This window comes from Nostoc mirabile CHAB5784 (assembly GCF_020829645.1).
Taxonomy (GTDB): Bacteria; Cyanobacteriota; Cyanobacteriia; order Cyanobacteriales; family Nostocaceae; genus Nostoc; species Nostoc mirabile.
The window spans coordinates 1-15398 of the sequence record NZ_JAIVFS010000077.1; the positions used below are offsets into that span (position 1 = coordinate 1).

The window sequence follows — 15398 nt, forward strand, 5'->3', positions numbered from 1 at the left end:
CTCCCCGGTTAGGAATTAAGCTAGCTGAATAAGTACGTCGCCCGTTTTTGTCGATTTCTGATTTGTAATAAACGCCTGGCGATCGCACTATTTGGTTGACAATTACCCGCTCGGCTCCGTTAATAATTTAACATTACAAACCAAAGGTTTGGTGTGCCGCGATCGGTCATCAAAGGCAAATCCCCAATGAATACCTCTTGCTCTTTGATTTCCCCGGTTTCCTTATTAATCAACCGTGTGGGAACATACATTTGGACGGCATAAGTACTATCCCGCCGTTTGGCTTCTTCGACGCTGTACTTTGGCTCTCCTGCGTCCCGCGATCGCTGGTTCATTGCCTCCGGTTCTACGTCGTTCCGTTTCTCCACTCTTATCTGATAGCGTATTTATGCTAACAAAATACACAAATATGCCAATTTTTCCATATCTTTAAAATTGGCATTTTGCGGTTCTAAAACAATCTCAATTGTTCAACCTCTGGCTTCCGCATCCAATCAGGCAGCCAGCTATCATCACCAAATTTGGTTTTAAACTGCGGAAACAGATATATCTGCAATCCCCGATACTTTGCATAGGCAATGGTTAGCCACGTCCCCGACCCGCCGCCGTTGGGGTTCTTGCAGGGCTTGCATTCACTGGGGCAGAGCTTATTAGGGAAGGCATACAGCCAGCTATCCGGTAGGCTTGCGATGGCATCAATCATTCTCTTGCTACGTTCTGCAAAGTGCCAGCGCTCCGTCCCCTGCACCTCATACACCGTCAGTTGCTTGTTGTAATAGCCAGCAGCCCGTTGCACGAAGTTATCCAGCCCTGGCGCGTCCCCTACGTGCCAAGCAGCTTTGTGGTTGCTGATGAAGTAGGCAAAATCCTTGTATATGTCGCGCTCCTGGTCTTTTGTCAGTTGTCGCGGCCCGGTGAAAGCTATCTCCATAAAGGTTTCCTAAACTTTTCTATATATTAACATACTGATGCTAATAAATAGCATAATTATGCTAATATAGAAGAGTGAGAAAAAAACCGAGGCGGCAACCCCGGTATTCATTAAATAACTACAAGGATTTTAGCTATGTACGGTATCTCTTCACAACTCGCCAGCCAAACCATTAATAAAAACACTGCTTGGAAATGTTTAGTTGCACTAGGGAAAGTTTCGGGAACTCTCACACCATTTATTAGCGATCACATGACAGTTGAAGGTTGGGCGGTAGGTATCCGCGTGGTGATTAAACGGGGTTACAAAGGCATTGAAGTTTTCAAAGGGTTATCAACGATAATCTCACCTTTAAAAATGGCTCTACAAATGATGGAGCAAACATTAGCTAAATCGGTTGGCTTAAACGTAATTCGCAAAAACGAAAGATTATTTTTAGTTGATTCTTTCCAAGACCCCAGCATCAAACACTTAGTTAACGCCCAGCCTGACGGGTTGACTTGCTCGTGTATGAAGTTTAAGTGTTTAAAAAACCGGATGGTAAAAGAAGCGCCACAACTGGTCAAAGCACTGGGAAACATTACTTTACTTGATGGTTCTAAGCTTTGCGTAACTGAAACCTACGACCCTGAAACAAGAACTCTAGAAGAAAAAATACATTTGCAATGCCACCATATTCGGGCAGTAATGAGACAAGCTTTTAATGCTTTTAGTTCGCTTGAATATGCGTTGAATTGGAAGCAGGTAATTAAAGGCTATAAACCTAATTCAGACGATTGGATGAGTGATGAGCAATGGAGCCAAGAACTAGATATATTCCCTGAACTGGGCGAGTTTAAACCAAAAACTAGATAACTTTTCGTCCCTGTGGGTAGGTGGTTAGACCCTCATCAAAACTGCCGCCCAACCCGGCCAAGAGCAAGCGGCAGTTACCCCAAAAACAACAGAGGTAAATCAAATGTACAACAACATTGCAGATATCAACCGCGAGATTGCGGCACTGCGAGAGGAGCGAGATTGTTTAATTCTCTACTGGTTTGAGATGGGAGAGGCTGACCGGGATTTTGACCTACCGTTGCAATATCCAGATAACGCTTGGTACACCCTCGGCTGGCATGACCGCGACTATCAGCTAGAAATCGGCTTCATCTCAGAAACCCCAAGTTTTGACCACTTCTAAAACCAGTAGCACCCCAGCCTTAGCAGCTGGGGTAACAAAAATCATGGCTCGTCACAAATTTTTTCAATCCGCACCCAAAAACACCGGCCTCATCATTCCTGAAATGGCGGTTTTTCTTAAAAACGACTGCAAAGAGGGTAAATGGATGGTAGGAGAGTCTGATTATGGCTCTAAGCTCGAATTTCTAGTTGTTCACTTCTCACGGCGTGTCAGTGAGTACATGGGTGGACGTATCGCCCAAGGGCAACTGTGGCTAACTCCAGTCGCTGGCGATGTTCCCAAGGGTATTGTTTACTACACGTTGATTAAAAATTCTCGTTCCGGTCGCAGTGGTTCACTTAAAAACTTTGGTTGCCAAGTTGCGATCGCTCAATCTCAAGGCTACGACCCCCGCGAGTTGGTATGGATGCCCAAATTCATCAAGAAATCCGCAGCTATTACTAACGAAGACGGAAAAAGTGAAAACGCCAGTTGGTATGTAATCGATTGGTCATGGCGTGAATGCACTGCTGAGGAAGAAAAGACCCTTGATAACACTGTTGCAATTATCCAAAATCCAGATCAGATGGAGTTGCTATTTGATATGGACTTGGAAGCGACAAGCATCAGCGTAGATGGGATGAATCAACGGGAAATTTTGTCACTGCTTAACCAGACTAGCAGCATGGCATTACCTGCCGCTACTGACTAATTGATAAACGACCTGGGCAAGTCTTTGAAACTGCCCAACCGGCCACCCGTCACCCACAAAGTAATTCATTATGCCACAAAACAAAAAACGTACCAAAACTTACACAGTATCCGTAACTGTTGAGGCTAGCTGTCAGTTTGAAGTAGAAGCCAGCAGCGTTAAAGAAGCCAAGGCAAAAGCTAGAGAACTGGCTGATAGTTCAATCGAGATTGTGTTTGATGGTAATTGTCAAAGTCCAGAGTCAGAAGTTTTACCTATCCACGATGACGCTATAGAGGAAGAATAGCAATTTATACACAAGCTGCCGCCCATCCCCGCCAAGAGACAACGGCAGCACCACCCATCAACGACGAGAGGTAAATAAATAATGACACACCCCGCACCTAAGATTTATGTAGCGTGTCTTAGCGCGTATGTAAACGGAAAGCTACACGGGCGCTGGATTGAATGCATCGGCGATAGTGAGGAATTGTGGAAAGGCATTAACGAAGTTTTAGCCACATCCCCAGAACCTGATGCCGAAGAGTGGGCAGTGCATGACTTTGAAGGCTGGCACGGCTTAACAATTAGCGAATACCCCGATGTAGAGGAAATCTGCACTTGGGCAGAGTTGATTGTTGAACATGGAGCAGCGATCGCCAAGTTTATTGGTTGGGCGAAGGATGTTGGCATCATCCCAGATGCAGACGAGTTTCAAGCTAGATACTGCGGACACTGGGAAAGCTCCCAAAAGTTCGCCCTCGAATCTGACGAAATAGAGGAGCATTACCAATACAAGGAATTCTCACAAAAGTATCCAGTTTGGGCAAACTGCATTGACTGGGAACACTTCGCCAATGAGCTAGAACTTATGGACGCTTACCAGTACATTGATGCCAAGCCATCGAAAGAATACGGCATCTACGTTTTCCGCTATATGCCTGAGTAAAAATGTGGGGTGCGTTCTGCACCCTGCTTTACCCATCACTCCTCATGTACACACCACAGCAGACAATCTCCCACGATTACCGCCTAAAATTAAATAGCAATATTATGCAAAGCTGTAGCATGAACGCGCTAGGAAAATTACTAAAAGAACGAAACTGGAATTTTTCTGACCTTGCCAGAGAGTATGCCAAGCAGGAATCACCCGAACTGACCGAAGAAGAAGCCATTAAAAAATATGCCTCATTGATTCGTAAAGCCGTAACCGACCCCGACCACACTAAGCACGGCACTGTTAAACGACTAATTGAAATTCTCGGCGGCGAGTTGGTGGTGAGGGTAAAGCGGGTTGAGGAATTATCTTTGTAATTTGTTGGACGGAATCGCAGAATCTTGTTAACAGGTTTTGAGTACGCAGATGGAGGCTTCGTGGCAAGTAGACCAAGCAGCGACGGCGGCAGGAATGGGCAACCACTTCTGCTGCTTTTTTATTCGCTTGTTTGGTCTGCTTGGGCTGGCTCAGGGGACGCTAGTACAGCCGCGCTTCCGTATTTTTTTAGCGGTTCTGGGGGAAAAGGCGATCGCTCTTTTGAATAGTGTTCGCGTCCTGTCACAGTAGCTTCAAATTGATTTTTCTCAAATCTGGAATATCTCATAGCCAATCTGTATCAGAATTGAAGTGTAAGCGTCTTCTTACCCAATTATGCCCCAGGACTTCTCCGGTCAAAATCTGCGTGGGCGCTCCTTCAAAAGACAAAACCTTGAGGGTGCAAACTTTAGTTATGCAGATATTCGCAGTGCAGATTTTACAGGAGCGAATCTGAAGGAAGCAGACTTTAGCCATGCTCAAGCAGGATTACAAAGGCGTTGGGCTATTTTTTTAGTCTGTATTTCGTGGTTTTTATCTGTAGTTTCAGGATTTTTCTCCGCCTATGCTGGAGGGATAATAGCTCTTACATTTAACAGTTCAAGTCTAGAAGATCAGGTTACAGGCTTAACTGTCTTAATAGTGGTAATTGTTGTCTTTTTAATTATCCTTCGTCAAGGATTAAACTCAGCTTTTGCAGGAGCCGTTGCCGTTACCTTCGCCGTCGTCGTTGCCGTCGTTGTCACTGTTGCTGGAGCCTTCGCCGTCACCTTCGCTGTCGTCGTTGCCGTCATCTTTGCCGTTGCCGTTGCCGTTTCCGTTGCCATCACCGTCGCCGGAGTCTTCGCAGGAGCCGTTGCCTTTGTCTTTACCCTTGCCGTCGCCGTTGTTGATGCTGTCCTCGTCGCCGGAGTCGTCGCCGGAGTCGCTGCCGGAGCCGTCGCCTTATTTAGTGTTTACATTGCTTGGAGAGCAATAAAGGGAGATGAAAAATACTCTTTGATCCTCAACATGGCTATTGCTTTTGCCGCCTTGAGTGGTACAAGCTTTCGTCAGGCTGATTTAACAGATGCCAATCTCACCTCAGCGACACTTAAAAGTACAGACTTTAGGAAAGCTATTCTGACTCGCACTTGTTTTAACAAAACTAAGAAGCTTGACCTTGTTCGCATAGGGATAACTTATCTTCAAGACAAAGAATTGCGTCAACTACTAGTTACAGGAAGTGGTTCCGGGAAAGACTTTAACAACCGAAATTTACGAGGGCTTAATTTGTCTGGGGCTAATCTAGCCAATGTTAATTTTATTGGAACAGATTTCTACCAATCTTCTTTAAAAGAGGCTGATTTAACAGGTGCTTTGCTTGTAAGAACACAGTTTGAGAGTACAGATTTAACAGGTGCTACCTTAACTGGAGCTTGTGTTGAAGACTGGATAGTTACTAAAACAACAAAACTTTATGGTGTTAAATGTAAATACATATTCATGAAATTAACTGAAAAAGGTGACAAGCTCGATCAAATGCCATTAAAAGGTGAGTTTAAAAATGATGATTTCGTTCTTTTCGTGCAGTCTATAATAGACACGGTTAAACTCTATCATGAACGTGATGTAAATCCAAATTTAGCTTTGTATGTCTTGCAAAGCTTATCAGAAGACTATCAATGCACTCTTGAAATTGTCAAAGTTGAGAAAAGAGGAAAAAGCGGAGCAATTATAGAAGTAAAAATACCAGGTAATCTTAACGAAGAACAATTAAAAGAAACATATTATAAAAAATATAATCAATCTTTGAGATTATATATGTCAGACCCTAAAAAAAAATTAAGAGCTTCTACAAATATTGAAAATATTACTGTTCATAAAGGTTTTGTGATAACCGGAGATGTAAGCGAAAGCACTGTTGCAGATACTATTAATCAAGGAGATACAAACGTGACTGGCGATCGCAATATCAACACAAGCGGCGGCAACTATAACGAGCGCATTGAACGCGATTATATTCAAGGTAACTACTACGCTGCTGGACAGCCGCAAAGCCTTGCCCAAGCTGCTGCCGACATTCAGCTATTACTAAAACAATTAGAGCAAACTTACCCGACCACCACTACATCACAGCAAATGGTAGTAGCAGCAGAAGCCATAAACCGCATTGAAAGCAACCCATTATTGAAAGAACGAGTAATAAATGCTGTCAAGTCAGGTGGCTTGGCTGCTTTTGAAAAAGCTATTGATAACCCAGCAGGTGCTTTTATTGTTGGAGCTATCAAAGGCTGGCAGGAAGTAGAAGCAGAAGATTAAGGCAACTGAATTAATAAACTTTTAAGTTCATAGTTTACTAACCCACAGGTTAAAAAATTAGTATTAGACGAAAATATGGAAGATCCGAAACCGCCTGAAAACCGCAATATTAATACTGGAGGAGGTAATTATAACGAACGGATTGAAGGTGACTATATTCAAGGTAATGTTTTTCAAAATATTTTTAATATTCTAGGTGGGCAGACAACAAAACCAGTAGGCGACCCTGCTCGACCAAAGAATGAACGGATACTATTAGCCGCAGTCAAGGAAGAAGTTACTGCACGGTTAAGGCAGTCGCTCCACAATGCTGTGCTAATTAATCTGGGCAAAGAGTCACAACCGCAACAAGTAAAGCGCCCTTGGGATGCAGAGATAAAAATTGGTCAAAAACCTCCTGTACCTTTCCCAGATACCACAACAATTTTAGAAGTTTTTGACTCGCAAGAAATTGCAGGTAAACTGTTGATTTTAGGTGCGCCAGGGTCGGGGAAGACAACTACACAGTTAGAATTAGCTCAAGCTTTAGTTAGCCGTGCAGAAGAACAGCCTGATTATCCCGTTCCCGTTTTATTCAACTTGTCCTCTTGGAAAGATGACCGACAATCTATAACTAATTGGTTAGTGGCAGAACTCAAATCTAAATATGGTGTTTCAAATAAACTTGGTAAAGAATGGGTAGACAATCACCAATTACTACCATTGCTTGATGGTTTAGATGAACTTGAGCCACAACGTCAAGAATTGTGCGTCCATGCAATTAATCAGTTTTTAGCAGGCGAAACTAGACCGTTTTATCTAGTTGTTTGTAGTCGGATTGAGGAATATAGTAACTACTCAACTCAATTACAACTTAACGGTGCTATCTACTTACAGCCTTTAACCAATAATCAAATTTGTGATTATCTAAGCAGTATTAAATATATAGAACTATGGTCAACCATCAGCCGCGACTTAGACTTACTAGAGTTAGTTAAAACTCCATTACTACTTAGCATTACTGTTCTAGCATCTCAAGAAATATCTGTTGAACAATGGCAGCATTTGAACTCTACAGCAGACCGTCTTCAGTATTTGCTAGATGCCTATGTAGGGCGGATGTTGACACGAGATATTAACAGTAGGATATACCTCAAGAAAAAGCTCCCTAATGCTAGAGACACACGATTGTGGCTTGTTTGGTTAGCTAAACAAATGCAAAGAGAATCAAAAACGGAGTTTCTGATTGAAGAAATGCAGCCTACTTGGTTAATTAGTAAATCTCATAAACTCAGCTATAGGCTGAGTTTAGGGCTGAGTTTCGGACTGATTTATGGATTGATTGTAGGGCAGATGTATGGGGAGGTAGGGCTGTTGTTTTTGCAGATTGTAGGGCAGATTGTAGGGCAAATTTTAGGACTGAGTTTAGGACTCATTTATGGGCTAATCTCTGAGCTAAATTCAGAAATAATAGAGTTAAAAGAAAAAATTATTTTTCGGAGAAATAACAAAATAAACTTAATTTTTTGGCTGATTGTAGGACTGATTTGGGGGCTGAGTGTAGGGCTGAGTGTAGGGCTGAGTGTAGGGCTGAGTGTAGGGCTTAATGGGCTGATTTGGGGGGTGAGTGTAGGGCTGAGTGTAGGGCTTGATGGGCTTGATTGGCAGCCTGACCTAGCCATAGAAAATAAAAAAATTGCTAATCAAGGTATTTGGAAGTCTGCATCCAATGCTGTTTTTTTCTTGCTGATTTTTGGGCTGATTGGAGCGCTGACTGTAGCGCTGATTTTTGGGCTGCTTTATGGTGGTAGAACCTGCATTCAACACTTCACCCTGCGCCTTTTTCTCTACCGCAACGGTTACATCCCCTGGAATTACGCCCGTTTCCTCGACTACTGCACAGAGCGATTATTCCTCCAACGTGTTGGTGGTCGCTACCGATTTATCCACAAACTACTGCAAGACCACTTCGCCCAAATGGAGTTCAAGCGAGATTAGCCAGTATCAGGTTCGTCTTCTAGCCTCTACTTTAACGCTCTCGCTTTCTAAATTCCCAAGGAGGTACTGCGTTGGAGTCATTCCACACCCCAGCCCGGTTTGCGATCGCCATCTGCTCAGACTGTTCTATCACTCCCTTATTTGGACAGTTATTGCTGTAGCGGGTATAGTGTCGGGCAAATCCAGCCCTAACCATGTCACCGTTTAAAAATATCTCTTCTTCGCTTTGGTATCCCGGCGTTCCTGGTCGCGGCTTTACAAACACTTCAGCAACAGTTCTCCCATACCTATCTTGTTCAATGGGAGTAATTGTAACCGTGCCGTCTCCCTTGTCAATAAGAGATTGCAGGTAAGACTTCGCTTGTGGCCCTAGCTTCTGTTGCTTCTCGACTGCATCAATCCCACAGAACCGGATTTTTTTAGTCTCCCCGTCACGTTTAACTGTAATCGTGTCCCCATCGGCAACACTCGCCACTGTCCATTTTTCAGACAGTGCCATTGCGCGGGGTGATGTGGAATCCGCCGCCGCTTCCACGAGTGATTTAGTTCTGGGGGATATACCTGCTACAGCAACAATAGCAGCGACAGAGGCAAGTAAGAAAGCTGGGCTATTCAGGAGGTTTTTGGGCATTGATAACTATCTTTGCTGTAATACTCCTATTAGTTTGCCCAGTTATCTTGACTTTCTTTTCATAGCTATGGCTTTTTTCTTTTTGAGACTGTTATTTATTTGTCTGCCGGACACTATTAATCCTATGCAATTGTCTGCCAGATAAGAACTATTTAATTCAACATACAAACACGAAATATTAATACTTGTCTGCCCAATATTAAGTTAAAAAAATACTTGTACGACAGATAATAAAATTACTTATTTATTCAGATAATTTTATATTAAATTTACATAATTACCAGCATATTTTCTCAAAAAAGCTAATTAAATATGTTTAAATAAAAGTTTATAATTCAGTAAGTTTACTCTTTATGAACAATAAAAATATAGATGAATATGGTTTCAACGAAATACCAAATTGAACTTGAATATTGGTGATTTATGAAAAAGTTTCAAATAGCTAAGTTTGGGTTAATTGCAACTGCTGCACTTAGTGCGATTGCTTCCTCTATTTTCCCAGCAGCAGCGCTTAAATATGGTAGTGCTGATGTTTACCGTGTTGGATCTGGATCATCATCTGTGATCTACTTTCACGGCACAGCTTCCTCTAGCATCAGCGCTGATATTGGTTATGTGAGCAAAGTTTCCTCAAAGTTGGCTGGTGCTTGTGGAGAAATTGTACTTTCTAGCAGCACTGTTGGGACATCCCCGACACTAAAAGTTAATTCAACAACCGTTACAATTGCCTCTTTACCAACTCAATTGCTTCCAACTTGCACAAGTGGAAGTTTTGCAGAAGCTAGAAGCGCAAATTTCAAAACTCCTGATGGAAAAGTTGTATTAGTCGGTAACACAGCCGGAACCAGCGCTACTCTTGATGTCCCCAAAGCCACAGTTAAAACTGTCAAGATTAACGCTTGCGGATTTGGTTCTTTTAAGGGAAGTGATTCTGCTCCACTACCAACAACTTTTAAAGTAGGTTCGACGACTTACACAGTTGCCAGCCTGCCTAATGCTATGGATGCGCCTAAATGCACCTCTGGCGTTGGCTATGTCCCTGCATCTTGGCTGAGTGTTGGTGGTGGAAGCTAAATTAATAATTTTATGATTAATTAGCTATAAAAGTGAGGTTGAGTTATCAGCCTCATTTTTTCATGGGTATATGAATAATTTAATTACTCTACTTTTCTGCTTCAGCATTATTCTTATAAATCCTTTAGGTGTAGATAGAGGAGCTATTTGGAGCCAGCCAAAAATCTTAGCTGTTGAGCTAATCATAATTGTGAATCTGTTCATAATTTCTCAGCACTGGAAATTATTAAGATTTCCTAAACTATGGAAAGTAGTAGCAGCATTGTGGGGATTGTTTCTCACGATTGGAGCGATCGCAACCATTAATAGCCCCGAATCAGTGCGATCGCTCCTCGGACAATCCACTGCAAAAGATGGGCTTTTGTACTGGGGATTAATTGCTGTCTTCACCTTGAGTAATGCTCTAGTATTGAAGTTAAAACCGGAAATAGGAAAGCAGCAACTAAAAGGCTTAGTAATTGGTGGTGTAATTCTTGGCTTAAGTATCTTTCCTCAAGTTTTCAACTGGCATGTTGATTACACTGTTACATCAGGGCAATTATTTAAAAGTCACATTCTCCAAAGTACTATTTATCGAGAGCAGCAGCCCATAGGTTTATACTCTCACAGAGGTTTTGTATCTTTTGTACTGGCAGCAGTGGCAATAATAGCCCTGGTAGGATGGCGCAGTTCGTGGATTAGTACAAAGCTTGCAGTTGTAGCTGAAAGCGTAGTTATTCCGGCTCTTTTGCTTACTCAGACACGAGCCGGATTACTCGCCTTGCTTGTAGGGGCTAGTTATCTCTTAGGAAGAAAGCATTATAAATTGATTTTGACTGGTGCGATCGCTTGCATTCTAACTATTACTTTATTATCCACAACTAGAAATATTAATAATCACTCAATGATTGACCAAATTACATCAGATAGAACTTATCTTTGGAAAATATCAACCACCAGAATTAAAATGCGTCCCTTTGGATGGGGGTTTGATGGCTTTGAAATTGCCTACCCGCATCTTCCAGACGGCACAATCAAAACTCTGCCTATGACAGCAACTAAAGCCCACAATCTCTTTATAGATACTGCCTTATCAGTGGGAATCATAGGATTAACTGTGTATTTGGGGTTGATAGGCTTTTGCCTGTGGTGTGTAGTCAAATCACCTTATCGGGACATTGGAGCAGTTGCGATCGCATACCTAATTTTCACTCTCACATGGTACGAATCTGCCCAATATACACACATATTTTGGTGGTCTTTAAGTTTCTTCGGCTATGAAAAGGTTAATCGCGGCGACTCTATTAGTAATTAGTTATCAGTTAACAGCCACAGCATGGACACCAGAATTAGAAGCTGGTTTTCAAGAGCGAAAGCAGCAATATTTAGAAAAGTTTGAATCTGGGAAATATGGATCAACTGCTTATGAGTATGAGAAACAGTCCTATCCAAGGGCGATGATTGATTTTCTTAGAGGAAACAGAGAGCAAGCGATCGCATTCCTCCAAGCTGATGATGCAGATTCCTCTAAGAATAGCCACATTTTAGGGTTTGATTTTTACTCTGGTTTCACTTTGAAAGGGCAGATTAGAAAGTACTTTGGTTTTGGTCAGTTCCTCAACCCCAGTTATAAAAGCAGGATGCAGGAGGCAATGAGGATTTTTACGAAAGTTGACCCCCTAACTCAACACTTCCCACAACCTCGAAAGTTTTGGGAAAATTCCACAGATAACTGTGACACCTGGATTGATTGCAGAAACACCGATAACCTCCGCGCTATGCGTGATACCAGCGCCTACCTAATGGCTGAGGAGACTGGAAACGAGCGTACACGGCAAATCTACAAAGCAAGAATTGCAGAGAAGGTGCGATCGCTCTACCAAATTGGACAAGGTGAATGGGATAGTGAGGCTTATCTTGGCCACGCTCTGACCACTTACGTTAATCTGTATGACTTTGCCAAAGATCCAGAGGTAAAGGCGATCGCTAAATCTGCCCTAGACTGGTTTACCATCACCGGGGCGCTGAAGTATTGGCGCGGTGGATTCGGTGGGCCATCCAAACGTGATTATAGCGATGGTAACTGTGTATGGTGTTCTGGGGCATCTCGCGCACTGGGTCTATATTTCGGAGATTCACCCCTGGAGGATAAAAACCAAGACCCTGATTTAGTTCACCTTGTTACTAGTTCCTATCGTCCCCCACTAGCAGCTGTGGCACTAGCAAGGAAACAGTTTACTAAACCTCTGGAACTGCTTAATTCAAAACCGACTTATGAAAATTGGAAGCCTGGGGGAAGTGACAAACCACAGTTTTATGAAACTCTGTATTTTGGTAATAGTTTTCAACTGGGGACACTGGCGCAAGGTTCTGGCGGGGATTGGAACGGATTTAAATTAATGGCTTATAACTCACACCGGGGCGTTGACTATTTCATTGCGGCGACTGGGACAGATCCAACTAAAATATCAACTTCGTCAGTGGGTAACAATGCTGTTGCTCAATATCAAAACCTTGTTATTTGGCTGAATGATAAACCGTCACCATTCCAATTTTTCCTGCCTAAGTCTGCTCATACTGAGATTCTTAGAGGAAACCTGTTTATTAGATTTGAGAAAACATGGCTTGCGATCGCACCCATGAACCTAAAATTTGATGCTGTTAACAATAATCTGAATCGTTACCCTGATGACCAAATACTAACAGCCATTGCCACAGGACAAGAAGAAAGCGGTTTTGCTTTGGAAGTAGGCGAGGCTGAAAGTTATACAAGCTGGGAACAGTTTAAGAGGTCAATTTTACTAAATTCTAAATTGAAAATCAGTGATGGAACTGCTGAATATATTTCCTCTAAGAAAAAGGTAAAGATAGAACACCAGGGGCGAAAACTGCCGAAAGTGTGGAGAGATGGACGTTACCATGATTGGCGAACTCATTATGATGTTTACCGCAGTGAGCCAGAGAAAGGGTCTTGTTGTCTCAACAAAGAGGGACTGGCGTTAGCGCAAGCGGTAGCGACGCAGGAGCGTCACCCGAAGGGTGATACCAGCAACATGAATAAAGCCCCCATTTACCAAGCTTGGAAAGGTGGAAAGCTAGAGGTAATTGTAGGTGGTGAACATTTCAAATCTCAGCGTCCTTGATGCTGAGTACTAACAGCTTAATTGTAAATAGCGATCGCCGCATCTTTGCCCAAGCTCGATAAGTTGTAGCTTTTGTATTATCTAAGCTGTTTTGTCTGGTTAGATAACTTTCAGTATCGCTATTACCGCGAACGTAACGCAATTCAAACACTTTAAATTGATCTACTGCTCGACTCGCCACAACCTGGGCGGTTTGAAAATCGGTTCTAGCTTCATCAAAAGCAATTAACGATTGAGCTACTTTATCTCGAATTGTATCCGCCAATTGTGCGCGGCTGCGCTGAAGTTCGGCCACTTTTACCTGAATATCACTGATAGCGATCGCATTACGTTGCGCGTCAGCATTCCCCCCTTGGGTTCCCTGGAATAATGGTATACCTATTACGTTAAGCAGTCCATTAATTAAGCTGGTTTTACCACTAAATATCCCTGCGATATTATCAATTAACCCTGTGCCTGCTGTCTGTGGCTGGCCTGCGGTGGGAGTGGGGCCAAGCAAGTACTGTAAGGCTGGAGTTAATATAGACAGTTGAATAGATTTTTTATTCCTTACTTTCGCCTCATTAATTCGCTCGTTGGCTTCAGCAATTCGGGTATCAATTTCTTTGAGCAAGGGACTTTGTGCAATCGCTTTCTCCTGTAACTGCTGCAAACACACCGCCGACGTTTCTAAGCAAGGAAGTCCGCCGCGCAGCAATCGCCACATATCATCATTCATTTCCCTCTCAAGAATCACATCGATAGAAGGCTTATTAAAGGGGTTCTGTTCAAGTTTGGGTAACTTTGAATCAGCATCCTGATCAGCCTGCTGTGCCTCCGACGCTCCTTCGTCGCTACCGCTAGCGCTATCTGGCGATAAGTTATCCTGTTGCTGCTCGTCCTGGTTTGTCTCGTCCGGTGTATCGTCTGGCGTGTCGGAAGAATTCTTCCCACTTGGCAAAGTTGTCGGAGTTGGCGGGGTTTTAACGGGTGTCGGTACTTTGATTGGGACTGATGGGGTTGACTGTGCCTGTACTTCCCCTATTCTTAGAGGAAACAGCAGCGCTAATAGTAATAGTTGTCTCATACTTCCCGTTCCGCCCTACCCACGGTTTAATTCGCCTAACGTAACCGTTCCTGGGCGATCGCAACATCGGGATTTGTGCTAGTTTATCCTCAATATTAGTCAGGGAAATGGCGAGTTGAGCTAGTTGATAATCCCTATCCCTCACAGATTGGGCGTACTGTTGCTGTTGCCGTGAATACTCTTGTTGAGTCTGGTTTTCTTGCTGCTGCCGTCTCGCCTCGTTGAGATTAGCATCATATTCTGTAAGCTGGCGGCGATTTTGGGCAGCAGTTAAACGAGATTCCGCCACATTTAACTCAGACTCAGCCAATTTCACATTTATCTGAAGTTGTTGTAATTCTTGCTGTTGAAGGATAGCAGAAGCGTTGAGTTTGGCCTTGGCTTGATCGAAGGCAGAACTAGCCTGATCTTTTTGAGATTGTACCTTTTTAAGTTCAGCCTCCTCATGCTGCAAAATTTCAGTTGATAGTTTCATGTCCCGCATTGACAGGATCATTTGCTCTTGTTCTTCTACTTTTTGAGAAGCAATTTGTAATCCAGCTTCAGAATTTTCCAATTCTGCCCTACGTTCTGGGTCATCACTTTGTAATAGCTGTGTACGCGCCTCTAACAGTGCTTGAGCCTGGGACAGCTTCATTTTACCTTGTGCGATCGCAGCACTTTCCTCTGAGAAAATAGCAGGGGGCAAGGGTTTTAGCCCTAGCGCTTGAGTAGGTTTGAAGGGTTCGGGAATAGTTTTAGATTTTAGATTGTCAATTTGCAACTTGACAGATTTTTTCTGTTTATCTAAGCGATCGCGCTCTGTGGAGTTATCTGATATTACATCACCCTGCTTGATTTGTTGACCGACTTTGACCTTTAAAAATGATGGACTCTCAACGGATAGAGTCATTCTTAGAGGACGGTTTTGCTGCAAGATTGCGATTGCAGAATCATTATCTAATTGTTCTTCATTATCTTCATTATTAGTAGTATGTGTAGGTTCTGGTTTACTGGCGTTGGCGCTAGCCTTGTCGCTAGACATCGTAGGCTGGCTCTGGGGATAATTATTTGCTAAAAATATCAGCCCAATTATCCCCACACATAAATAAGTAATCAGGTTGGTTTTACTCAATCCTTTCATAGAAAGTTTTG

The 15398-nt window shown here is 42.9% G+C and carries 16 protein-coding genes and 1 pseudogene; 12 read left to right on the forward strand and 5 right to left on the reverse strand.

Annotation, left to right across the window (positions count from 1 at the left end; genetic code table 11):
- Positions 1 to 308, reverse strand: a pseudogene (locus LC653_RS32160) (hypothetical protein); the annotation flags it as partial.
- 143 nt (positions 309 to 451) lie between these two features.
- The gene (locus LC653_RS32165; protein WP_229498667.1) at positions 452 to 931 is read right to left on the reverse strand and encodes a hypothetical protein; all 480 of its coding nucleotides are present in this window, start codon (positions 929 to 931) and stop codon (positions 452 to 454) included.
- 135 nt (positions 932 to 1066) lie between these two features.
- Between LC653_RS32165 and LC653_RS32170 the strand changes: the two genes are divergently transcribed.
- The 9 genes from LC653_RS32170 to LC653_RS32210 all read left to right on the forward strand — a co-directional run bounded on the left by LC653_RS32170 (position 1067) and on the right by LC653_RS32210 (position 8371).
- Entirely contained in the window at positions 1067 to 1786 is a 720-nt protein-coding gene (locus tag LC653_RS32170) for a hypothetical protein (RefSeq protein ID WP_229498668.1), read from the forward strand.
- A 103-nt stretch (positions 1787 to 1889) separates the two neighbouring features.
- Entirely contained in the window at positions 1890 to 2111 is a 222-nt protein-coding gene (locus tag LC653_RS32175) for a hypothetical protein (RefSeq protein ID WP_229498669.1), read from the forward strand.
- On the forward strand, positions 2098 to 2802 hold the full coding sequence (locus tag LC653_RS32180; protein ID WP_229498670.1) for a hypothetical protein: 705 nt from the start codon (positions 2098 to 2100) through the stop codon (positions 2800 to 2802). The genes LC653_RS32175 and LC653_RS32180 overlap by 14 nt, the downstream gene beginning before the upstream one ends.
- Positions 2803 to 2872: 70 nt before the next feature.
- Positions 2873 to 3088 carry a hypothetical protein gene (locus tag LC653_RS32185; protein ID WP_229498671.1) on the forward strand — a complete coding sequence of 72 codons (216 nt, stop codon included), beginning with the start codon at positions 2873 to 2875 and terminating at the stop codon, positions 3086 to 3088.
- Positions 3089 to 3169: 81 nt separating this feature from the next.
- A complete protein-coding gene (locus LC653_RS32190) occupies positions 3170 to 3730 on the forward strand; it encodes an antirestriction protein ArdA (RefSeq protein ID WP_229498672.1) in 561 nt (186 codons plus the stop codon).
- Positions 3731 to 3849: 119 nt separating this feature from the next.
- The gene (locus LC653_RS32195; RefSeq protein WP_229498673.1) at positions 3850 to 4095 is read left to right on the forward strand and encodes a hypothetical protein; all 246 of its coding nucleotides are present in this window, start codon (positions 3850 to 3852) and stop codon (positions 4093 to 4095) included.
- Between the two features lie 49 nt (positions 4096 to 4144).
- Positions 4145 to 4345, forward strand: coding sequence for a hypothetical protein (locus LC653_RS32200; RefSeq protein WP_229498674.1), 201 nt, complete (start codon positions 4145 to 4147; stop codon positions 4343 to 4345).
- An 84-nt stretch (positions 4346 to 4429) separates the two neighbouring features.
- Positions 4430 to 6394, forward strand: coding sequence for a pentapeptide repeat-containing protein (locus LC653_RS32205; protein WP_229498675.1), 1965 nt, complete (start codon positions 4430 to 4432; stop codon positions 6392 to 6394).
- A gap of 75 nt (positions 6395 to 6469) precedes the next feature.
- Positions 6470 to 8371, forward strand: a complete 1902-nt coding sequence (locus LC653_RS32210; protein ID WP_229498676.1) for an NACHT domain-containing protein — start codon at positions 6470 to 6472, stop codon at positions 8369 to 8371.
- 31 nt (positions 8372 to 8402) lie between these two features.
- On the opposite strand, the gene LC653_RS32215 is transcribed toward LC653_RS32210, so the two are convergent.
- Entirely contained in the window at positions 8403 to 9002 is a 600-nt protein-coding gene (locus tag LC653_RS32215) for a thermonuclease family protein (RefSeq protein ID WP_229498677.1), read from the reverse strand.
- 423 nt (positions 9003 to 9425) lie between these two features.
- On the opposite strand from LC653_RS32215, the gene LC653_RS32220 reads away from it, so the two are divergent.
- The 3 genes from LC653_RS32220 (at position 9426) to LC653_RS32230 (ending at position 13198) form a co-directional block, all read left to right on the forward strand.
- Positions 9426 to 10076 (forward strand): hypothetical protein, encoded by a 651-nt coding sequence (locus LC653_RS32220; RefSeq protein ID WP_229498678.1) that lies wholly within the window; start codon positions 9426 to 9428, stop codon positions 10074 to 10076.
- 70 nt (positions 10077 to 10146) lie between these two features.
- Positions 10147 to 11370, forward strand: a complete 1224-nt coding sequence (locus tag LC653_RS32225; protein WP_229498679.1) for an O-antigen ligase family protein — start codon at positions 10147 to 10149, stop codon at positions 11368 to 11370.
- The gene (locus LC653_RS32230) at positions 11333 to 13198 is read left to right on the forward strand and encodes a hypothetical protein (protein WP_229498680.1); all 1866 of its coding nucleotides are present in this window, start codon (positions 11333 to 11335) and stop codon (positions 13196 to 13198) included. The genes LC653_RS32225 and LC653_RS32230 overlap by 38 nt, the downstream gene beginning before the upstream one ends.
- On the opposite strand, the gene LC653_RS32235 is transcribed toward LC653_RS32230, so the two are convergent.
- Positions 13179 to 14264, reverse strand: a complete 1086-nt coding sequence (locus LC653_RS32235) for a TolC family protein (protein ID WP_229498681.1) — start codon at positions 14262 to 14264, stop codon at positions 13179 to 13181. The genes LC653_RS32230 and LC653_RS32235 overlap by 20 nt on opposite strands.
- Positions 14161 to 15387, reverse strand: coding sequence for a hypothetical protein (locus tag LC653_RS32240; RefSeq protein WP_229498682.1), 1227 nt, complete (start codon positions 15385 to 15387; stop codon positions 14161 to 14163). Before LC653_RS32240 ends, LC653_RS32235 begins: the two co-directional genes overlap by 104 nt.
- Between the last annotated feature and the right edge of the window lie 11 nt (positions 15388 to 15398).